Origin of the sequence: Vibrio sp. 10N.247.311.49, from assembly GCF_041467655.1 — a bacterium.
Classification (GTDB): Bacteria; Pseudomonadota; Gammaproteobacteria; order Enterobacterales; family Vibrionaceae; genus Vibrio; species Vibrio crassostreae_C.
The window spans coordinates 115,023-137,282 of record NZ_JBFSVA010000007.1; the positions used below are offsets into that span (position 1 = coordinate 115,023).

Annotated in this window: 21 protein-coding genes; 16 read left to right on the top strand and 5 right to left on the bottom strand. The window is 44.0% G+C overall.

Annotated features, from left to right (window positions below; all coding sequences use genetic code 11):
- Positions 1–45 precede the first annotated feature (45 nt).
- From AB6E54_RS09515 to AB6E54_RS09590, 16 genes are all read left to right on the top strand, one after another.
- The gene (locus AB6E54_RS09515; RefSeq protein ID WP_102428867.1) at positions 46–882 is read left to right on the top strand and encodes an OmpA family protein; all 837 of its coding nucleotides are present in this window, start codon (positions 46–48) and stop codon (positions 880–882) included.
- A complete protein-coding gene (locus AB6E54_RS09520; RefSeq protein WP_017067079.1) occupies positions 879–2,978 on the top strand; it encodes an SLBB domain-containing protein in 2,100 nt (699 codons plus the stop codon). Before AB6E54_RS09515 ends, AB6E54_RS09520 begins: the two co-directional genes overlap by 4 nt.
- Entirely contained in the window at positions 2,978–3,667 is a 690-nt protein-coding gene (locus AB6E54_RS09525) for a tyrosine-protein kinase family protein (RefSeq protein ID WP_017059593.1), read from the top strand. Before AB6E54_RS09520 ends, AB6E54_RS09525 begins: the two co-directional genes overlap by 1 nt.
- Positions 3,668–4,221: 554 nt before the next feature.
- Complete coding sequence (locus AB6E54_RS09530) at positions 4,222–5,214, top strand: ABC transporter substrate-binding protein (protein ID WP_017063893.1); 993 nt, start codon at positions 4,222–4,224, stop codon at positions 5,212–5,214.
- Between the two features lie 147 nt (positions 5,215–5,361).
- A complete protein-coding gene (locus tag AB6E54_RS09535) occupies positions 5,362–6,261 on the top strand; it encodes a proline/glycine betaine ABC transporter permease (protein WP_017059591.1) in 900 nt (299 codons plus the stop codon).
- On the top strand, positions 6,254–7,486 hold the full coding sequence (locus AB6E54_RS09540) for a glycine betaine/L-proline ABC transporter ATP-binding protein (RefSeq protein ID WP_017059590.1): 1,233 nt from the start codon (positions 6,254–6,256) through the stop codon (positions 7,484–7,486). The genes AB6E54_RS09535 and AB6E54_RS09540 overlap by 8 nt, the downstream gene beginning before the upstream one ends.
- 395 nt (positions 7,487–7,881) lie before the next feature.
- The gene (locus tag AB6E54_RS09545) at positions 7,882–8,286 is read left to right on the top strand and encodes an Hpt domain-containing protein (protein WP_017066737.1); all 405 of its coding nucleotides are present in this window, start codon (positions 7,882–7,884) and stop codon (positions 8,284–8,286) included.
- Positions 8,287–8,509: 223 nt separating this feature from the next.
- Complete coding sequence (locus AB6E54_RS09550; RefSeq protein ID WP_372058643.1) at positions 8,510–10,021, top strand: sigma-54-dependent transcriptional regulator; 1,512 nt, start codon at positions 8,510–8,512, stop codon at positions 10,019–10,021.
- Positions 10,002–11,108, top strand: coding sequence for a glycosyltransferase family 4 protein (locus AB6E54_RS09555; RefSeq protein WP_102333321.1), 1,107 nt, complete (start codon positions 10,002–10,004; stop codon positions 11,106–11,108). The genes AB6E54_RS09550 and AB6E54_RS09555 overlap by 20 nt, the downstream gene beginning before the upstream one ends.
- A 252-nt stretch (positions 11,109–11,360) precedes the next feature.
- Positions 11,361–12,737: an O-antigen ligase family protein gene (locus AB6E54_RS09560; protein WP_102333320.1), complete on the top strand. Its 1,377-nt coding sequence runs from the start codon at positions 11,361–11,363 to the stop codon at positions 12,735–12,737.
- 92 nt (positions 12,738–12,829) lie between these two features.
- A complete protein-coding gene (locus tag AB6E54_RS09565; RefSeq protein ID WP_017063898.1) occupies positions 12,830–13,615 on the top strand; it encodes a DapH/DapD/GlmU-related protein in 786 nt (261 codons plus the stop codon).
- Positions 13,608–14,726 carry a glycosyltransferase gene (locus AB6E54_RS09570; protein WP_372106278.1) on the top strand — a complete coding sequence of 373 codons (1,119 nt, stop codon included), beginning with the start codon at positions 13,608–13,610 and terminating at the stop codon, positions 14,724–14,726. The genes AB6E54_RS09565 and AB6E54_RS09570 overlap by 8 nt, the downstream gene beginning before the upstream one ends.
- Positions 14,723–16,147 carry a Wzz/FepE/Etk N-terminal domain-containing protein gene (locus tag AB6E54_RS09575; RefSeq protein ID WP_017063900.1) on the top strand — a complete coding sequence of 475 codons (1,425 nt, stop codon included), beginning with the start codon at positions 14,723–14,725 and terminating at the stop codon, positions 16,145–16,147. The genes AB6E54_RS09570 and AB6E54_RS09575 overlap by 4 nt, the downstream gene beginning before the upstream one ends.
- Before the next feature lie 405 nt (positions 16,148–16,552).
- Complete coding sequence (locus AB6E54_RS09580; protein ID WP_102333319.1) at positions 16,553–17,653, top strand: glycosyltransferase; 1,101 nt, start codon at positions 16,553–16,555, stop codon at positions 17,651–17,653.
- A complete protein-coding gene (locus AB6E54_RS09585; protein ID WP_102333318.1) occupies positions 17,650–18,837 on the top strand; it encodes a glycosyltransferase family 2 protein in 1,188 nt (395 codons plus the stop codon). The genes AB6E54_RS09580 and AB6E54_RS09585 overlap by 4 nt, the downstream gene beginning before the upstream one ends.
- 9 nt (positions 18,838–18,846) lie before the next feature.
- A complete protein-coding gene (locus AB6E54_RS09590; RefSeq protein WP_017059580.1) occupies positions 18,847–19,506 on the top strand; it encodes a sugar transferase in 660 nt (219 codons plus the stop codon).
- A gap of 260 nt (positions 19,507–19,766) precedes the next feature.
- On the opposite strand, the gene AB6E54_RS09595 is transcribed toward AB6E54_RS09590, so the two are convergent.
- The 5 genes from AB6E54_RS09595 to AB6E54_RS09615 all read right to left on the bottom strand — a co-directional run bounded on the left by AB6E54_RS09595 (position 19,767) and on the right by AB6E54_RS09615 (position 22,247).
- A complete protein-coding gene (locus AB6E54_RS09595; RefSeq protein ID WP_102333317.1) occupies positions 19,767–20,282 on the bottom strand; it encodes a GNAT family N-acetyltransferase in 516 nt (171 codons plus the stop codon).
- A gap of 78 nt (positions 20,283–20,360) precedes the next feature.
- A complete protein-coding gene (locus tag AB6E54_RS09600) occupies positions 20,361–20,642 on the bottom strand; it encodes a hypothetical protein (protein WP_017059577.1) in 282 nt (93 codons plus the stop codon).
- Between the two features lie 194 nt (positions 20,643–20,836).
- Positions 20,837–21,241: a DUF1801 domain-containing protein gene (locus AB6E54_RS09605; RefSeq protein WP_102320222.1), complete on the bottom strand. Its 405-nt coding sequence runs from the start codon at positions 21,239–21,241 to the stop codon at positions 20,837–20,839.
- A gap of 104 nt (positions 21,242–21,345) precedes the next feature.
- Entirely contained in the window at positions 21,346–21,777 is a 432-nt protein-coding gene (locus AB6E54_RS09610; RefSeq protein ID WP_372106277.1) for a hypothetical protein, read from the bottom strand.
- A 47-nt stretch (positions 21,778–21,824) separates the two neighbouring features.
- The gene (locus tag AB6E54_RS09615) at positions 21,825–22,247 is read right to left on the bottom strand and encodes a hypothetical protein (RefSeq protein ID WP_102333315.1); all 423 of its coding nucleotides are present in this window, start codon (positions 22,245–22,247) and stop codon (positions 21,825–21,827) included.
- Positions 22,248–22,260: the final 13 nt, after the last annotated feature.

Below are 22,260 nucleotides of genomic sequence, written 5' to 3' on the forward strand. Positions count from 1 at the left end.
AGTAACAAAAAATAATAAGAAAAATTAGAAACATAGGACGTTGGCATGAAAACACTGAAAAACTACATAGCCCTTTCTCTGTCCGCTCTCGTTCTGGGTGGCTGTACTAGCTATCCTGAACAAGGCACAGGGGGTTTGGCTGAAAGTTACGATTCTATTAACTATCAAAACTCAGACTTCTCTCCTGTCATGCCAGACGAGCCTCTTGGTCCAGAACATGGATTACGCTTTGATTGGCAGCTCGCTAAATTGCACCTTGATGCTTTGATCCAAGAAGGTGCTCGTTGGTGTTTCCCAGCTGCTGTTGTTCAAGCAATCGAAAAGCAAAATCGTATTGCTCGTGAACTTCAAGGCGGTCTACTACTGGATGCAGCCAACGACTTAGTGATCCAAAGAAAACGCCTAAATGAACTTGAGGTCCAACTGGATTACGTAACTTCACAAGCCCGCTGTGAGCCACCAAAAAATGAAAATCAATTTAGAATGCAACTGTCGGTTATTGAACAGTTGTATGACCTGCTTAATGTTGACAACCAATTTGCGGAAAACTCGACTGAAGTAAATCCTAAATATATGGGAAGACTGGCCGAGGCGACCACTTTACTTAAAGAACACAAATCCCTAGACCTTGTTGTTACCGGCCATGCTGATGCAACGGGTGCCGAAGAATACAACGACAAGTTAGCACTTGGACGAGCGAAACAAGTCGAACGCTACCTGACTATTTTTGGACTAGGCGCTCAACGAATCAAAGCCGTCTCTGTTGGCGAAACCGTCCCTCTTTTTGAAGGTGAATCCGACGGCACGCGTTTAACGAACCGCCGAGTAAGTATTGAAATTGTCTCGCCTAAGAATGCCGAGAAAATGGGAGGTGGATTATGAAATCCTTGATCGCTTTTATCATCACCCTATCGTTATGCTTTGCGAATGTCGTCAATGCTAACGACGAGTTTTCAGATGCAGTTCAAGTCGGTGATCTAATCCAAGTTAACGTACCCGGTGAAAGTACCTTAAACACGGGGTTCCAAGTGGATAAGCGTGGCCGTATTACTCTTCCAGAAGTAGGCGCTGTGTTTGTTGCGGGTTACGACAGCGAACAGCTTAACAAAGTCGTTCTAGAGTCGCTGGCAACCGCTTACAAAGATCTTTCGAACGCTTCAGTGTATGTAAAAGAGCAGCAAATCATCATCTACGTGCAAGGTTATGTAGAACAGCCTGGCGAATACACGCTCTCATTAGGTTCTAGCATCCAAATGGCACTTTACGCTGCGGGTGGTTTACGCCCGGGCGCGCAACTGGATAAGCTGATTCTTAAGCGAGGCGCAGATAAGAAAGAGTTTAACTACAAACGATTCCTTGATTCAGGAGACGAGTCAGCATTACCTACTCTTCAATCACTGGATTCACTATTCGTTCCAGCTTCTCCATTAGTCGGTAACATCGAGCAAGAGTTTGACGCAGCAAAGCTTGCTAACTCAGGTGACAGTGCTGATTCTCGTAACTCCATCAAAGTGTTTGGTGAGGTGAACGCGCCGGGTTCGTTCACTTACAAAGAGAACACCGACCTTGTCGACGTACTTATGCGTTCGGGCGGCGTAACTCGTTATGCCAGTGTTGAGCAAATCCGAGTGATTTCGAACAACACCCCAACGCTATTCAACCTAAAACGTTACTTAGATTCTGGTGACGAAAGTCTGCTTCCAATTTTACGCCCGGGTGCGACCATTTTCGTTCCCAAGCAAGAAGAAGAGATCAAATCCGGCGCCAACATGGTTTACGTAATGGGCGAAGTCGCAGCCCCTGGTGCTTTTGAAGGCAAAAGAGACGCGACCTTTATGGATATCTTGGCGAATGCGGGCGGCCCAACTCGATTTGCAGAGTCACGACAAATCCGTGTTATCAAAGCAGATGGCAGAGTGCTTAAATTCGATTTAGCGGCTTACACTGAAGGCTTACCTAACTCTAACCCTCCTAGCATCAAAGCTGGTGACGCGATTTTCGTTCCCGAGAAAACCGACATGAACGAGAAGTCTTGGTTGAAAATCACGCCAGACAGAGCAGTTAACGTGATTGGTGAGGTGAATCGACCTGGTCGTATTGAATGGTCAGATGAAATGAATTTCATGGGATTATTGGCACACGTCGGTGGCCCTACGCTACGCGCTGACACATCGAAAATCGAAGTTGTTACTGGTAGAAAGCTAGTTGTGTTTAACCTTGATGATTTTATTCGAAATGGTGCGCCACGTGACCAAATGCCACAAATTCGAGCGGGCTCTATCGTGCGTGTTCACGACTTGCCACAAGACCCTTCAGACAATAAATCACAATGGGTTCGTCAAAGCTCTGATGCTTCGATCTACATTTTTGGACAAGTGAATGCGCCTGGTCGTTACCGCTTCACCAAAGACATGCACTTCCTTGATATCTTGTCTGCGGCTGACGGTCCAACAAAGGATGCCGACATCCACAACGTTCGAGTAACGCATCGTGACAAAACCTATTCGCAAGTAAGCAAACTTAACTTATCACTGTACTTCGAAACCGGTGACGAATCGTTACTGCCAAACGTAACCACTGGCGACACGATTTACATCCCAGAGAAAGGCAAAAACTGGTTAGATACACCGAAAGAAGAAACCGTTCGTGTGCTTGGTGCGATTAACAATCCGGGGCGTTATGTGTTCAACGACAACATGACCATTCTAGATATTCTGGCAGAAGCAGCAGGACCTACCGACAATGCTTATGTAGAAAAAATTACCATCGTCAATATGTCTTGCTGCCAAGGTCAGGCTCGTACTTTTGACCTTGTTGAATTCAGCAAAACGGCGAACATTTACAACTTGCCGGTGCTACGCGCTGGTGACACGATTTACATCCCAGACCGTCGCGAAAGCTTTATTGAAAAAGCACGCGTCGGACTTGATGACATACTGCGTATCACCACCACCATCGTATTAATAGGAGCTTTATAATGACAATTTCAGCGACCCATGCCGAAGTCGAGCAACTGTATTTAGCTTCTGAACTTAACGGCCAAAAATCAATATGCGTCACCGCCTGCCATTCAGGTGACGGCGTAACATCTATTGCAACCGCATTAGCCGAGCGTTTTCTTCTTGCGGGTCATTCAACACTTTATGTTGATCTCAACTTATTCAACCCTGCTTTCAAAGATTTGAATATGCTAGAAGATAATCAGCAAGGTCAATTGATTGAACATGTTGAATCTCAGCGTACGTTTATCGGTGTACCTGCTCCACAAGTTGCTTCAACGCAATTGGCTTATAAAGATCCGACAACGTTACAAAACGTGGTCAACAAATGGTTAGAGAAATACGACAGAGTCATCATTGATACCTCACCGCTTCTCAACATAAACAAAGGCAACATTCCGGCTCAGTCTGTGGCGAGTGCTTGTGACAGCACATTGATGGTTGTCGCCTATGGTGAAACGTCGAGTCACCACCTAGAACAAGCGAAAAAGCTGCTTGATGCACAAAGTATCAACCTAATGGGCTGCGTGATGAACATGAAACAAAAGCCTAGCTTTGCACAAGAGATGGTCAGACAAATCAATCGAATGAAATTCATCCCCGCTAAGCTTCGCGATAGCTTGGCAAACAAGCTGTATCAAAATGAGTTTTTGAACCTTCCGATGTAACTTTCTTTTGCTACTTTCTGGCTGTCATTAAACCATGACAGCCACCTATCCTATTAGACTTCAAGCTCCAAAAGCTCTGAATAACTCAAAACCAAATTGGGTATTTTTGGCGAAGTTATTCTTAAAAATAAGATTTTAAAAACCATTCAACGCATTTCACACACATCAATCATGGTCTTACCCCCTTTAAATTCCTTCAAAAATCAACAGCCCCACGCCTAACTTTAGCGGTAATGTGACACAGACGGTTAAAGTGCCATGTAAATCGCATCAAAGATGGAATTCGTACGATTATTCCCTAAGATTATAAATAGAGGTGGTTTTTGACGAATTTGTAATAGTTTGACAAAGTTATCCGATGGCTGTTGAAACACAGTGGATGAATTGGCAAATCACACTTCACTGACTTTGCACGTTTATCTATTCAAACTTCACCCATCCCTCCTTCTGCTCAAATGGTTCAAATACACGGAAAGGATCACCATCGAGCAATTTAGATAATCAATTTACCTTGGTTACCTTAGTTGTATTATTAAAGAGAAAGGAAACTCAATATGAAATACAAGTTAAGCTCCGTATTTTTGTTAGTAGCAGCAGCCAGCGGTAATGCTAACGCTGGAGAATGTGGCAGCGTAACAATCGCAGATATGAACTGGAACTCTGCAACACTGATCGCCAATATCGACCAATTCATCCTTGAACATGGTTATGGGTGTGATGCTGAACTTATCCCTGGCGACACTATGCCAACAGGCACGTCTATGATCGAAAAAGGCCAGCCTGATGTTGCACCTGAACTTTGGAGCAACAGCTTAAAAGACGCATTAGATAAAGGTGTTGAAGAAAAACGTCTTCGCTACGCAGGTAAAGCACTTGTGAACGGCGGCGAAGAAGGCTTTTGGGTTCCAGCTTACCTAGTAAAACAGTACCCTGAAATGGCAACCATCGAAGGCGTACGCAAAAACGCAAGCTTATTCAAACACCCTGAAGACCCAGATACATCTGCATTCTACAGCTGCCCTGCAGGCTGGAACTGTCAGATCAGCGCCGGAAACCTGTTTAATGCTCTTGAGCTAGAAAACAGCGGTTTCACGATTGTTGATCCAGGCTCGAGTGCCGGCTTATCTGGCTCTATCGCAAAAGCTTATGAACGTGAAGAAGCTTGGTTTGGTTACTACTGGGCACCGACGGCTGTGCTAGGTAAATACGACATGGTTAAAGTCGACTTTGGCAGTGGCGTTAATGAGGAAGAGTTCCTTAACTGTACCACTAAAGAAGATTGTGAATCGCCAAAAGCGACCATGTACCCGCCTTCACCTGTTCACACGATTACCACTGAAAGTTTTGCGTCACGTGCTCCTGAAGCATACGACTACTTTACTAAACGTGGTTTCACGAACGACAAAATGAACTCGCTACTTGCTTGGATGGAAGACAACCAAGCTGATGGCGAAGAAGCGAGTCTGCATTTCTTAAGTGAATTCCCAGAAGTATGGCACCCATGGGTTTCTGAAGAAGTGGCTAAGAAAGTTGAAGCAGAGCTGTAAGAGCTTGATTTAATAACAAGTAATTACGCTTCAACAATAAAACAGAAATAACGTCGCTATACTTGATGTTATTCATGATTCGGAGCCCTTTTCATTAGCGATTTTCTTATCGCATGGACAAGTGGCTCCGAACTATAAGGATATAAAATGGCTGACAGCAATTGGTTATCAAGCTTTCCAGAGATGGAACGCGGTGATTTACGAACCATAAAAAAGACGCTAGATGGCGCATACCGTGAATTTTCCCGTGAATACGGCGAAATGATTGAATCTCTCTTTGACCCTCTTCTTTCATTCCTCGTTTGGTTTGAAAAACTCCTTATCTCAACACCTTGGATTATAGTCCTGGCTGTGTGTACCAGCCTTGTCTACGCAGCAAGCCGTTCTTGGAAACTGGCTCTAGGCTGTGTTGCTTCTCTACTTCTCATTGGTTACTTTGGAATGTGGGAAGACACCATGCGGACGCTCAGTATCATCACTGTATGTACCTTGGTTTCAATATTCTTGGGCATTCCGATTGGTATTGCGATGGCTCGTTCAAATCGAGCTCAGTCAATTGTTACGCCGATGCTCGATATCATGCAAACCATGCCTGCGTTCGTTTATTTGATTCCAGTGGTAATGCTACTGGGCATCGGTAAGATTCCAGGGCTAATCGCCGTGGTTATCTACGCGATCCCACCTGTAATTCGTCTAACTAACCTAGGCATACGCTTAGTTGATAAAGAAGTCCTTGAAGCCGCTACCGCTTTCGGTGCGAGCAAAAAGCAACGCTTATGGGGTGTTCAACTTCCTCTAGCAATGCCAACGATCATGGCGGGTATTAACCAAACCATCATGATGGCACTGTCTATGGTTGTTATCGCATCCATGATTGGTGTGAAAGGCCTAGGACAACCGGTTCTCAAATCGATTACTAACCAGTACTTCACATTAGGCTTGATGAATGGTTTCGCCATCGTTGCCCTCGCAATCCTTTTTGACCGCGCTTCTCAGGCGTACGCAAGAAGAACTAATGCGCATTTAGGAGGATTCAAGCATGACTAAACCATTGATTGAAATTAGTGGTCTGTACAAGGTGTTTGGACCGAAACCAATGTCTGTTATGAACCGAGTTCAAAACGGCGAACACAAAGATCAGATTCTTGCGGATACGGGTCATACCGTTGGTTTAAAAGAGATCAACCTTGAGATTAACCGTGGTGAAATCTTCGTTATCATGGGGCTTTCTGGCTCGGGTAAATCGACGCTGATTCGCCACTTCAACCGTTTGATTGACCCGACTCAAGGTAAAATCATGGTTGAAGGCATTGATGTGATGAGCCTCAACACTAAACAGCTAGAAGAGTTCCGTCGTCATAAAATGTCGATGGTATTCCAACGCTTTGGCTTAATGCCTCATCGCACTGTGGTTGAAAACGTTGCGTACGGGTTGGAAGTACAAGGCATCAAAAAAGAAGACCGTTTAGCAAAAGCCAACGAATGGTTAGAAACCGTGGGCTTGAAAGGTTACGGCAAGCAATACCCTGCGCAACTTTCAGGTGGTCAGCAACAACGTGTTGGCCTTTCTCGCGCTCTGTGTACTAACGCTGAAATCTTGTTAATGGATGAAGCCTTTTCGGCACTCGACCCTTTGATTCGAAGTGAAATGCAAGATCAGCTTATCGAACTTCAAGAGAAGCTTCATAAGACGATTGTTTTCATCACTCATGATCTGGACGAAGCACTCCGCCTAGGCGATAGAATCGCAATTTTGAAAGACGGCGAGTTAGTACAACAAGGCACACCACATGAGATTCTGCTAAATCCAGCCGATGATTACGTGGAAGCGTTCGTGAAAGACGTAAACCGTGCTCGTGCACTGACCGTTGAAACCGTTATGCAGCCTCCTCTGTATCGAATCACATCAGAAACAATTGAAGGTGCTTTGGCACAAATGAAGATGCTTAAAAACGATTACGCTTATCACGTAACAGATGACGGCTATCAAGGCCTAGTCACACAAGAAAGTCTACAAGACGCCGTTGAAGATTCATCGGTACATGATTTTAGTGATGAGATATACGAAGAAGTCCCTGCCATCTTACCAGATGCGGTGATTGAAGAAGTGCTACCGGACACTATGTCTTGTGACTACTCTCTTCCAGTTGTTGATGAAGACGGTAATCTAAAAGGTGAACTCGAGAGAAGCGCTGTTGCTGATATCTTCTCAGAAAGTAGCGAGGAAGAAGTAGAAGCCGACCCAAAGCCAAAGATTGATAAAGCTTCGTAGTTCTACTTTTCGTAATTTAAAGTACGGCTGTTTAGATTATCATCGTTTGAGTTATCGTTATTTGAGTTATTGCTATTTAGATTAGCCTAAACTTCATAAACCGCTCCAAGACCACTGCTGTTAATTCACTGCAGTGGTCTTTTTTTATTTGTATTGGCCTCGTTTTATCCTGAGATCTACCCGCACCTTAGGCTTGATAGGCACCTAAGTTTATATTTCATAAGAGAAAACAAAATTAAATCAGTCCGTTAGGTTTGTCACAAAGCCAGTAGCAAGATGAACGAGATGCCAAATAAATGCGCTATTTGTACGGCAACCAGTTGAAATTATTCTAGAAAATGACTAAAACTTAATAGTATTAACAGATATTAAGCTCAATAAAAGGACTTAGTTTGATGAATTCTACTTTAGCGTCAGACGCAGCTACAAATCTAAACTCACAACAAGTGAGCAAGCTTGTCGATGAAAGCGTTCTGGAGCAAATGATTCGCGATACAAGTGCGGACATTATCCCTATCTTGATCGACCATTATGTCGAAGAATCACAAACACGCTTGGTCGCTATAAAAGAGGCAGTCACGCAGAAAGACGCTCAAACACTTGAGTTCGAGGTCCACACTCTCGGCAGCACAGCGCTTTCGTTAGGTAATCGCCCTTTGGGTGAATTAGCTCGAGCTTTAGAAAAGCTATGTTTAGAACAGAGTCATGATGCGGCATTTCGACAAGTTGATGAATTACTAGAGCTCGCAGAGCGTTCAATAAAAGCCTTGCTTGAAAGGAAAGAGGCAGGCTTCAGCTAGCTTTGCATGTTCATTATCGGTATCAGATTAAAAACTCAAAACAGTCGTTATTAATATAGTCGCCATAAGATGGGCTCCATCATGAACAGCAATGCGAGAAGTTATACAGGCCGCTTCTTAAAAGATTGCATGTGGTAGATAACAAATACACAAGACTCGTATTGATGGTTGCATATCACTATGTTATTGATTGGTTAGGATAAAGTTTCAAAAGGAATACACAATGCGCCCTAAGGTATTGTTAGTTGAAGACTCCACCTCACTCGCCGTACTCTACAAGCAGTACGTAAAAGACGAGCCCTATGATATTTTCCACGTCGAAACCGGCGCGGAAGCTAAGACCTTCATTGAAAGGCACTCTCCACAGCTTGTGATTCTCGACCTTAAGCTTCCTGACATGCCAGGCGAAGAAGTCTTAGATTGGATTACTGCTAACGAAATACCGGCCGCTGTCATCATCGCGACAGCGCATGGTTCAGTAAACATCGCGGTAGACCTTATCCAACGCGGTGCAGAAGACTTCTTAGAGAAACCCATTCAAGCCGATCGACTCAAGACCTCTGTTAGCTTGCATCTAAAAAGAGCGAAACTCGAAAACCTCGTCGATAACATGCAAAGCAAATTCGATCGTGATCGTTTTCATAATTTCATTGGCTCTTGCCTACCCATGCAGGCGGTTTACAAGATCATTGATTCGGTAGCACCAACCACTGCCAGCGTGTTTATTAACGGCGAAAGTGGTACAGGTAAAGAAGTGTGTGCGGAAGCGATTCACCAAGAGAGTCAGCGTAATGGTAAACCCTTCGTGGCCATTAACTGCGGCGCTATCCCTCGAGACCTAATGGAGAGTGAAATCTTCGGTCACGTTAAAGGTGCGTTTACCGGTGCGACAACCGACCGTAAAGGTGCAGCAATGCAAGCGCATGGCGGTACCCTATTTCTCGATGAGCTTTGTGAAATGGAACTGGAGATGCAGAAGAAGCTCCTCAGATTTTTGCAAACTGGTACGTTTACTCCACTCGGTGGCAACCGCGAGATTAAAGTGGATGTCAGAATTATCTGTGCGACCAACCGCGATCCACTGGTTGAAGTAGAAGAAGGACGTTTTAGAGAAGACCTTTACTATCGTGTTCACGTTGTGCCTATCGAGATGCCACCGCTTCGCGAGCGAGGGAGTGACATTGTCACTCTTTGCAATCATTTCTTGAAGCTGTACGCGAAGCAAGACAAGAAGAAGTTCAAATCAATAGACAAAGAAACGCAGAATCTACTTAAACGTTATGCGTGGCCAGGCAATGTGCGTCAGTTGCAAAACATCATCCGTAACATCGTGGTGTTGAACAATGAAACGAGCGTGACTAAAGACATGTTACCGCCTCCGATTAATAAAGTAGATGCCGCTCCATCATCTAAATCAGTGACACCAATTCGAGTAACTGCGCCTCAACCTGCAGTTGTTGAAGCACCAGAAGCTAAGTTGCCACCGATTACTCCGGAAGAGTTGGAACAATCGTCAGTTGCTCAAGCTCACAATGAGCCGATGACGCCTGCATTTACCACAAGCGAAGGTGCTATTCGTCCAATGTGGCAAATAGAACGTGAAGCCATTCAACATGCCATCAATCATTGCGATGGGAATGTGTTAAACGCTGCTGTGCTGCTAGAACTTAGCCCTTCTACTGTTTATCGTAAGAAACAGGCTTGGGAATCGGAAGATGAGTACAATCAAGCCTAACCAAGGTGTACTCGACATAAACCTTCATGAGATTTGGCTGTTGATCGACAGCCAAACTTTTGGAGGCATAGAAACGCATGTTTTAGAATTAGCACAAGGCCTGATATCGGAAAGCGCTCAGTATTCAGAGGCTGTTCGTATCGTTCTTTTGACTAAGTTTAATCCTGAAGCGATCATCGTTGAAAAGTTGAATGCGCTGAACATCCCTTTTAGTTACCTCTCCGATTTAGCCTCATGTTCTGTAGATTCAAATGGCAATAGCGCGACACAGCTGAAACGTGCAATTCAACATTATCAACCAAGGCTTATCCATGCTCATGGTTACAAAGCCAGTTTGGTCAGCAAGTTAATCAAGCTTCCGCCTCGTTTCAACAACACAAAGCAAATCACCACTTATCACGCAGGTGAAACCCCAAAAGGCAAAGTATGGCTTTATGATTGGCTCGACCGTTACAGCAGTTTTCTTTCTGATCAGTCGCTCGTGGTCAGTGAAAAGATTAAAGCGAAAGTGCCGAGTCAAACCCATCAATTGAATAACTTTGTTAAAATGCCAACCGGGTTAACAAGCTCCCCTTCATCAAGCCCATTCCATGTTGGTTTTGTGGGGCGATTGAGCCATGAAAAAGCGCCTGATCGATTTGTTGCATTAGCCAAACAGTTTCCTGATGTTCGGTTTGAGCTTTTTGGTGACGGGCCAGAAATGGACATCTTAGTTAAATCGCAGCCTGATAATGTGACCTTTCATGGGCATCAGACCAATATGGACGACGTCTGGAGCCAAATCGATCTGTTAATCATCCCTTCTCGCTTTGAAGGCTTACCTATGGCGGCATTAGAAGCCATGATTCGTGGCATTCCCGTTCTCGCCACCTCAGTTGGTAACTTGCCTCAACTCATCGAGCATCAAGTTAACGGCTACCTTGCAAATTCAGAAGCTGAGCTAGAACAGTTTTTATCTTTGTGGATGTCATTGACGAACGAGCAACGTGACTCTCTCAAGAGTCACGCGATAGAAACCGTGAAAAACCAATACTCTCCACAAGCCGTTGTCCCGCAGTTGTTGGAAATCTATCAACTCGACCGTTAATTCTAGCCTTAGTCGATAACTGGTTATTTGGGCTTGATGATTTAAGTACTTTAGTCAGTTTTATACTGATTCTCAAAATGACAAAACTCACCTCAAGGCTACGCCCTCACTTAATAATCCAACATTAAATCAGTAAGTTAAACAAAATGCATAACTGGCACTCACTTTGCAATCTTTAACATCAGGCGTAACTACGTCTTAAAAAGATTACGAGCCGAGTCCTAAAGAGTTTATTTGCCAATAGAGGTCACAATGGTCAACCCTGAAGCCAATAGATTGCCAGTCATCATCACGATCAGCACCTTGTGTGTTGGGCTTGGTGTTGTTTGGTACTTTGTGCCTCACCCTGCTGTCATTGTGGCGCTCGCTCTTGTGCCATTGGCCGGGTTATTCGTGTTAAACAAAACATTCTGGTTAGTTCTATTGTTCGTTGTCTTTTCATTTTTCCGAATTCACGAAGCTATACCTCAGCTCTATTCGCTAAAAATACCGCTGATGCTTTCATTAGGCGCTCTGTCGGCTCTTCTATGGCATGCATTAATCAGTAAAGAACTTAAAATCTTCTGGCACCCTTGTTTAAATTGGCTCGCCATATTTTGGGTATTGGTTTTCATTGGTATTATCTTCGCGTCCAACAGGCCAATAGCACTAGCAGAATTCAAGGGCGTTTATTGGAAAATTATAGTGATGACGCTTGCGATTACTTGGCTAGTAAACACCACGGAAAATCTCGCAAAAACCGCGATGACGATTATCTACGCTGGCGCTTTAGTCAGCTCTATTGCCGTGTACAACTCAGTAAATGGTATTGGGCTTGTCGAGGGCTCACGCGTGACTATTGGCCGCGATTTTGGCTCTATGTTAGGTGACCCGAACGACCTAGCACTGGTACTGATGTTCCCACTCGCCTTTACAATAAGCCAAGCCACCACGACTGGCATCTCACGATCCAAACGTTTAATCAGTGCCTTAGTTTGTCTGTTACTGCTCGCCGCCATTATTGCCACTCAAAGCCGTGGCGGATTACTGGGTTGTATTGCGGTGATTGGTATTTTTGCGTGGAAGCTAGTGCGCTCTAAAGTTCTCTTAATCTCAGTGGGAACTGTCGCGGCCGTGATGCTCTATTTAGTTGCTGGTATCTCAGACAGGTCTTCTGGTGGTGCAGCTGAACAAGGTATCGATGAATCTGCAATGGGGCGAATCTATGCTTGGGAAGCGGCAGTAAAAATGGCAGTTGAAAATCCACTGACTGGCGTAGGGTTGAACAACTTCTTCTCGAACTACTTCTTTTATAGTTCGCACTGGGACGGACTGAATCACGCCGTTCACAGTACTTGGTTTGGTGTGTTAGCAGAGACTGGCTTTATTGGTCTGATCATTTTTGTCTGCCTTATCGTTTCTTTGATCAAAACCTCTCGCTCTACGCTAACGAGATTAAAAAACTCGACCACAGAAATCTCCCCCGAGCTTAATGCGGTCGCCTATGCGATCTATGCAGGTCTGATTGGAACAATAGTGTCGGGGACATTTTTGACTCAAGGCTTCAACTGGCCGATTTATATCCTCGCAGCACTCACAGTTTGCGCCTCAAACGTATCTCAAACTGCCTGTCAAAATGAGAAAACCTAAAAGCTATATTTTAACTCATTGAAAATATTATATTTATTAAATGGCACAGTATATGAAAGTACTTCTATATAACAAAACAGAGGATTTTCATTATGACGTCAGTATCTATACATCAATTCAAACATTGGCTTAAGTTTCATCCTAATTCTCGAATTAGAAATGTGTTTTTCATTTTGAAAGACATCAGAAGCGCAGAGCTACCTACCCCTCAAGTACTTAATCGCTGCCTATATCAAGCGCACAAGCTAGTGGTGAATCTGGTTTCTGGCTTTACGCGATTCTTTTACTGGACTCCGGCTTTCAAAGGTCGTGTGGCTCAATGTGGCAAACGCCTGTATTTGTATGGTGGACTGCCTTTCGTCAGCGGTCCGGTGCAAATTACGATTGGCGACAACTGCCGTATCTCTGGCCACACGACATTCTCTGGTTGTACTCAACAACTTGAAGGCTTGGAACACCCACTATTGTCGATTGGCAATAACGTCGACATTGGTTGGCAGTCGACTATCGCTGTTGGAGGTAAAGTGGTTATCTCTGACAACGTACGAATCGCAGGCGGCGCTTTTCTATTTGGATACTCTGGACACCCGCTTGATGCAAAACGCCGAGCGCTAGGTGAAGGTGACGACCCTCAGCAAATCGGTGACATCATTCTTGAACCCGATGTTTGGTTAGGCACGAATGTGACGGTTAAAGGTGGCGTAACCATCGGCGAAGGTGCCGTAATAGCCGCAGGCAGCGTAGTAACAAAGAACATCCCGGCTTTTGCAATCGCAGGCGGTAACCCAGCTCGAGTTGTCGGTCACATTAAACCCGTTGAAGTGACAGAATCCGATATGTTCGATTCGTTAGAGACTCATGGAGGTGACCATGCGTGATTTAATCGTATTTGGTGAAGACTTTGGTGGCCTACCTTCATCGACTCAACATTTAGTTCGTCACCTTGCTAAGCAACACAAAGTCTTATGGGTCAACTCTATTGGCTTAAGACAACCGAAGCTGTCCGCTAAAGATGCCAGCCGAGCGTTCAACAAGTTGTTTGGTAAAACCAAAGCCGTTACTCAAAACATGCTCGACTCTGAGGGACACGACAACATTACTATCGTTAACTTAAAGACAATCCCTGCGCCTGCTTCTAAATTTTCTAGAAAGTTGGCTCAGCAAATGATGTTGCACCAACTAAAATCGATTATTGCGGAGCTTAATCTTAACGCGCCTATCCTATGGACTTCTCTTCCGACCGCTGTTGATTTGTGCGGACACTTAGGCGAGTCATCTGTGGTCTATTACTGCGGTGATGATTTTAGCGCGCTGGCTGGTGTTGATCATGACACCGTTGCACAGCACGAATCAGAGCTAATCGAAAAATCAACGCTTATATTCGCGGCTAGCAAAAAATTGATGGATAAATTTCCAAAGCATAAAGCGCACTTGCTACCACATGGTGTCGACGTAGACCTATTTTCAACACCCGCACCAAGAGCAAAAGATTTACCAAGCAACCACCGCCCTATTGCTGGTTTTTATGGCAGCCTTTCTAAGTGGCTTGATTATGAAATGATTGATCATGTTGCGAATGCGATGCCGGAATGGGACTTTGTTTTCATAGGTCCAAACGAGCTTGATACGCTCATGCTGCCTAAGTTGAGTAACGTACATTACCTTGGCCCTCGTCCACACCACACGCTACCAAGCTATTCTCAACACTGGGATGTGAGCTTGTTGCCGTTTGTTGATAACGAGCAGATCCGAGCGTGTAGCCCACTCAAACTAATGGAATACCTTGCGGCGGGCACACCCATTATCACAACACCGTTCCCTGCTTTGGTTCCATATCAAGGGCACGTAACCACGGTTGGCAGTGCCAACCAAATGATTTGGGCGCTTGATCATGCACGCGAGCTAAGCAACTCACCTATCTCTGTCGTCGAACAAGAGAGCTGGCAGAACCGTGGTAACTTCGTACATTGGATGTTGGAGCTATTATGAATAATCTGAAATTGCGGTTATTAGTCATCATCAATGCGATGTGGCGCCAACGCTACGTTATCGTTCTGCCAATGCTTATTTTGCCCTTTGTAGGCTTTGGTGTGAGCAAGTTGGCTCCAACTAAATATGACGCGCATACCAGTATGTTGATTCAAGAAACGGCCAAGATGAATCCATTCTTGGAAGACATTGCCGTTTCGACGATGCTCAAAGATCGACTTAACGCATTGAGAACACTGCTTCACAGTCGACATGTGCTTTACTCGGTCGCTGATGAACTGCAATTAACCACGCCAGATATGCCTGAAATTGAGAAACAAGAGATCATTACTGACCTGTCTCAACGTCTAACGGTGACTCAGCTTGGAAAAGATTTTCTAAAGATAAGTCTAACGTCGAACACACCAAATGGAATGGAAGCGACGCTGCGCTCGGTAAGTGAACATTTCATTGAACAGTTACTTGCACCGGAACGTTCATCGATTGAAGATTCAAGTAACTTCTTGAAAATCCATATCGACAAACGTAGCGCAGAGCTTGCAGAAGCAGAAGAAGCGCTAGCTGCATACATGAATGAGAATGTTCATTCGACGCCTGAGGTACAGAGCCAAAGTTTGAATCGCTTAGCTTCACTCAAACAAACATTGGCAGAAAAAGAGGCCGAGTTATCGGGTGTCGAAAAAAGTTTAGGGTCAATCGACCAACAACTTTCAAGAACCAACCCTGTGATCGGTAAATTAGAAGACCAGATCATCGACATTCGTAGCGACCTTACCTTGTTACAAGCTAAATACACGGACAAGCACAGTGCTGTGCAAGCTAAAGTGCGTGAGCTAGACAGACTAGAGAATGAACGTAAGAGTTTGCTCGAGGTAACCCAGCCAACGATGAACAGCGACCAGCTTTGGGACATCGCAAGTAGTACGACACTGAACAAACTTTCTGATACCCAACCTCTTCTGGTCACTCAATTACACAGCCTACAGCTGGTTCGTGCTCGCTTTGAGTCTTTAACTGAAGAGACCAAAAGCCTTCGAACTATGATTTTCGAATTAGAACACAAGGCCAATAACTTCGGCGAAAATGCAAAAGAGATGTACCGCCTTAAACGTCAAGTTGAAATCAAACGTCAACTATATGATGAACTGACAGAGCGTTATGAAATGGCTCAACTAACGGGTTCGCTTGGTGTATTTGAGCAAAACAAACGTGTGAAGATTATCGATTTGCCTTTCACACCGAGTGTCAAATCTAACATGCCGACTTTTGTTTTTATTCTGGCTGGATTCGTTGCAGGTATCGGACTGGGTATTGGTTTAGCGGTATTGTTTGAACTGTTTGATTCTTCAATCAAACGCAAAGACGAAATCGAAGATATCTTGGGTGTCCCTGTGATAACGGTGATCCCTAAAATGAGCTAGTCAGCCTCAAAGCCATTTTTGACTTGCTAGATTCACAGCTTTCAAATTTCCTAGCTTCGTGCTTCCTAGCTTTCTAGCTTTCTAGTTTCCAAGCTTCGTGCATCCTAGAGCAAAACGCCAACACTCGGTTGGCGTTTTGTTTATTTAGAGCCCCAGTTCTAATGCTACTTTCGATTTACCCAAGCCCTATGATTCAAACTGCCATTCAATTGTATTTTGTTTTGATTCCCATTTTGAGAAATGAAAACTGCCCTAGAATTAAATAATCTAAACAACTGAAAAATAACGGTTATTTAATTGGCACAACTCCTGCAATCTCCTTGTGTAGTTAAACGTTTTAAAGAAGTTACTTCAATAGAAACGTCAGAAAGGCGAAATAAGAATCACAAAGGCAGGGTCCAAACTATGAATACGCATTTAACGAAGCATGGCAAAATGATCATACACGTTGTTCAGCACCTTGCACCGGGTGGATTAGAAACCCTAACTCTGGATTTGCTGCGCCTTGCTAAACCAACAGACCAAGTGTTGATTGTCAGTTTAGAGGGTACTAAACAAGAGTCTATAAACAACTGGCCGAAGCTAGAGCCATACAAAAAGCAAATCGTCTTTTTGGATAAAGCACCAGGCGTACAATTCAATATCATTATTAAGCTAATTAAAGCCTTCAATGCGATTCGCCCTGATGTGGTTCATACCCATCATATTGGCCCACTGTTATACGCTGGTTATGCCGCTCGCGTAACCGGGGTTCCAACTCGAATCCATACCGAACATGACGCTTGGCATCTGAACAACAACAAACGTCGTCGATTACAAGCGCTTGCATTAAAAGCTGCTCAACCAACGTTAGTTGCCGACGCGACACGTGTTTATAACCAACTACGCACTGCTTTTTCTTATGAGAACATCATTACCATCAAAAATGGCGTTGATTGTGAGAAGTTTAAGCCGATGTCGAAAGAACACGCGAGAGCAAAACTAAACCTGCCGACAGACAAACACATCATCGGTTGTGCAGGTCGACTAGAACATGTCAAAGGCCAAGACCAACTTATTAAAGCACTGACTCTTTTACCTGCAAACATGGTTGTCGCATTGGCTGGCGGCGGTACTAAACGCAATCAACTAGAGCAACTGACTAGCCGCTTGAATCTGAGTGACCGAGTCATCTTTCTTGGCTTAGTTGAAGACATGACCACGTTTTACGGAGCGTTGGATACGTTCTGCCTACCTTCACGCCACGAAGGGCTGCCGCTTTCTACACTTGAAGCTCAAGCATGCAATATTCCAACCGTCGCAATGGACGTTGGTGCCGTCGATGAAACCTTATGTCCAGTCAGCGGCGCCCTCGTCAAAAGCGGCAGCATTGTGGGGTTAGCTAGTGCGCTATTAGAAAAGCAAAATGAACGCTTTTTGTCACCTCGTCGTTACGTACTCGAAAACTTCGACATCATCAAAATGGTTTCGTCTTACAACGATATATCAGAAGGAGCTTACGCATGATTGATTGGTTGCTTGCGGGACTTTGTTTGTTTTCAGGTGCGTTGATTGTCTATCATCACGCAGCCTACCCTTTGTTACTGCGTTGGTATGCGAAAAGCCACCCCGCACGCAATGTTGAAGAGAGTCATCGTTGCTACAAAGAGGAACAGCAAGATTGCACGTTGCCGACCATCACCGTTCTTGTTCCTGCATTTAACGAAGAACAGTGGATCGCAGACAAGATTCGTAACCTTGCTTCACTCGATTACCCAAAAAAGAAGTTGGAAGTCATTATCGCTTGCGATGGTTGCACTGATAACACAGTCGCCATTGCACAAATGACCATACAAGAAGCGATGTGCAGTGATGTTTATTTTGAGATACATGACCATCAAGTAAACCGAGGTAAAGTCGCGGTTGTTAATGATGAAGTGACACGTATAACCAGTGATATCACGGCGATGAGTGATGTTTCTGCCCTTATTTCATTGGATGCTTTGCTTATAGCTGCCGCTCATTTTGAAAGTGACAAGGTTGGAGTGGTAAACGCAACGTATCAACTTTGTCCAACAGGCAATGAAGGCGAAAACACGTATTGGCAGTACCAAACCGCGGTTAAAGAGTCTGAGGCTTCATTAGGTTCTAGCTTGGGTTCTCATGGCGCTTTCTACTTGTTTAGAACACACCTGTTTGAACTGCTTCCACTCAACACTATTAATGATGATTTCATCTTACCGATGCAAATCGTTAAACAAGGTTACATCGCCGAATACGAAACCCAAATGGTTGCATTAGAGCTAGAAGAATCGAACCTAGAAACAGACTTCAAAAGAAGACTTCGTATTTCAGCGGGCAACATGCAACAAGCGATTCGATTATTTGCCTTGTTCAGCCCGAAGTTTAAAGGCATCGCGTTTGCGTTCTTTTCAGGAAAAGGACTTCGCCTACTCACTCCCTATTTAATGATTGTGTGCTTAGTGTGCTCAATCTTACTTAGCAACTACTTGGTATTTGAAGCGCTGTTATGGGCTCAAGTTGCCGTTTATACCATTGGCGTCCTTGGTTGCATCTTGCCAAAGCGTCTAGTAAACAAACCTATTTCATTAATCTCTTATTTGATAGTTGGACACTACGCCAACTTCATTGGTGGCATTCGTTACCTAATCGGACTAGAAAACTCACCTTGGACACGAGCAAATCATTAAGGACTTATTATGATTAACATTGAACAGCTATCTACCCAAAACCTATACCAATACAAAATCTCACGTGCTAAACGTACTTTCGATTTTGTAAGCTCACTGATTGCTTTGATTTTGCTAGCGCCCGTATTTCCGTTGATTGCGATGGCGATTGCACTCACTTCTCGTGGCCCTATTTTCTACCGTCAATTGCGCGTTGGTAAATCGACACCGGAGAAAATGGAAATCTTTGAGATCATGAAATTCCGTAGCATGTACGAGGATGCAGAAACTCGCTCTGGTGCAGTTTGGGCTACCGCGAATGACCCACGAATCACGCCTGTTGGCCGCTTTTTGAGAAAGACACGTCTTGATGAACTGCCACAACTGATCAATGTACTGAAAGGTGAAATGTCTCTAATTGGCCCGCGCCCTGAACGCCCTACTTTTTACACCAAACTAGAGAACGAAATTCCTTACTTTGCCGACCGCACATACGGTGTAATGCCTGGTATTACAGGGCTTGCACAAGTAAATCAAGGTTACGACACCTGTATTGATGATGTACGTCGTAAAGTAGGTTTTGACCACAGTTATGCACTAAGCCTATGTTCGGTTAAGTCTTGGATTGCCGCTGATCTCAGCATCATCTCTAAAACAATCATCGTAATGGTAGATGGTCGAGGTCGCTAAACCAGTATGGTCTAATGTGGATACAAAGCCTGTTTTCTATAAAGCCTTAGGGGGCGATTGGAGAGTCGCTAATGAAACACAGAGTGCCGAATTAGCCCACGTTAACTAGACTCGCTGCTCTCGGTTCTCAGTTGAATGGTGTAATAAGGTTTCTTCCCTATCAATTGACGTAAACATTGGCAATGAATGTATAACGCAGATGTGGCTTGAGTTAGGGATTAGAAATTAAGAGCTGAGAGCTCAGAATTAAGAATTATGAATTAAGAATTAAGACGAGAAAGCTTATATTCATAGAAAACCACGGCACTTTCGTCAGAGGCTTGCTCAACAAAACCTAGCTTATTAAGTAAGTGTGTAGAGGCTATGTTTGAACGGTCGACACCGCCAATCAGTGTGGACCATGACTCGGTTTTTGCGACTTCTGTGATGAAACTCTGCAATAACTCACTCGCGAAACCCTTGCCCCAGCATTCTTCTGCAAGCAAGTAGCCAATATGAGCATCACTTTCGTCTTCTACATAAGCGAACAGAAAACCAATTAATTGATTATCGTTGGATTTCACTTGAAGTAAGCGGCTCTCCGACAACATTCGGTCGAGCCAAATTTCAGCCAGCTCACCTGACACAATACCATGAAAGTATGGTGGAAGGTTTTCAACGACTGACGGGATTAGAATGCCAGGTACTCGCTCAAGCAGAGCCGAACGTTCAGGAACAGTAAGTTCACCTGCGACTTCTTCTACTTTTAGTCTTTGAGTTTCAAACGAGATCGCCATGTGTCCTGCCCAATTTGATAAAAATGTGGATTATACACCTGAGTTCTCGTGTTGGCTTCGTTTCCAGGCTAAAGCAAACTAAAGAACAGCCACGCCTTCAACTTCAATCACTGAGTTAACATTTGCTCGCTCGATTATCTTGAGTAACGTCGTTTGAACTAACTCATTATCTCGGATTTCGGTTTCACAAGAAAAACGCTCTTCTTGAACACCATCGCCCTCACCCAGCATAAATTGAACCGCGACTTCCGTTGCGAGATCTTTGGTCGTCCCGTAATACGCTAACGTGATTTTTGGGTATCCGTGGTCGCCTTTTTTAACCTGCTTTGCGATACGTTTTTTGGCTTTATCTAAATTCATACAACTTCCTTTTAAGTTTGAAATACAAGGTGACTAGAACACCTTTTTAAACGGTAAGCAATACAATCAGCGTTGGTTATAGAGATTCCCTAGCCTCTTGATACTAATCAAGATGGTACAGTCTTAGCACTTTAAAGAGTGATAGCTAGAACACAGAAAACCTGTTTAAGAAATATAATGACAACACATAAGAATTACGCGCCAAGAAGCGGTAGATGTTTTCGTTGTTGATAAGTTAAGGCTAACTCTAAGCACTGCTTGATTGGTGCTTTGGGAAGTGGTTCAGTTAGGTTCAAGACGATTGCCCGATTACCTTGAAATACCAATGTGCCATCGTGCAATTCTCTGAATGTGTCGACTAGCTTCGTTTGACAGTTAAAGAACAAGTAATAGTTGTTTGGTGACTTCAATTTCCAGTCGATTCGAATTGGGCTGCCCGTCTTAACGCTGTAACTCGGCTCGCCCCATTTCAGAGACTCTTCGACTTCAGCTAGTTCCAAATCAGAGCAAAGCTCAAAGATTAATGAACGCAACTCTTCAAGCCGAGCTCGAACATCATCGGGATACTCGTCGAAATGTGTTTTGATTGCTTGGTCCATTGAACCTCCGATCCACTTGTTGAGATATTAAAATGCAGCTCACTTAAAGCATACAGCCTTAAAAATTAGTCCAACTCAAAACGAAAAGTGCCAAGCCTCGTAAATCACTTTTGCGTTATCTGTTCGTTAGCGTTTTTCAACGCCAGCTTTAAACCGTCCGTATCCTTACAACCAATGTAAACATGCTTTCCATTGCTTAGGCTTAACTTAAGCGCTGAACCTATCGATGCATTATACAACCAACCATCGCTCAGCATTCGGATACCAATACCTTGATACCACTTGCTTTGATAAAACGATGTCTCTGTAATGTCTGACACTTCTACATTCTTACGCCAAAAACCAAAGCCGAAATACCAGCTTAGTACATTGTCTTTAACCTCAATTGTCATGGAGAAAAAGAGCAAAGCAATTAAACCATTGATGGCGTGAGCGATTAATGTCCCAGGGTTATTATCCGAGGTAACGACAATGAAAGCACTTATCGCAACAAGGATGAGCAGCAATCCCTTGTTGGATTCCTTACTATAAAACACAGTGGCAACTCCTATAGACAACGAACAATCAACTAACTAGCCAACAGTTATCTTACTGCAGCCTTTCTAAAAAATCGTAGCAAGTAATGCAGGCATACTCCCACAACCAAACCAAGTAGCATCGCCTTGATACTACCAACCCAAAGTATCAAACCAGAATAACCTTGTCCCGGACCTAAGCCTTGTTTATTAATCACATCGACAAACATAAAACCGTTCCACAGCACATGCAGTGAGGCTGTAAATCCATGCACACAAATTGCGATGGTTCCAAGTAACTTGTACTTGTTAATAACTGGTGCGCCACAAAAAATGACAACAAGCGCAAATGTAAAAATCAGAGGGCCAGACAGTACTAAAGTGAGTGTAATTACTTCAACGTGGCTCTCTATGCCATAACTGTATGTACAAAATACCATTGTCATTGAAAACAAAAGCGAAATGAGTGCGAACCATAGCGTTCTATTCATTGGGGTTCCCTGC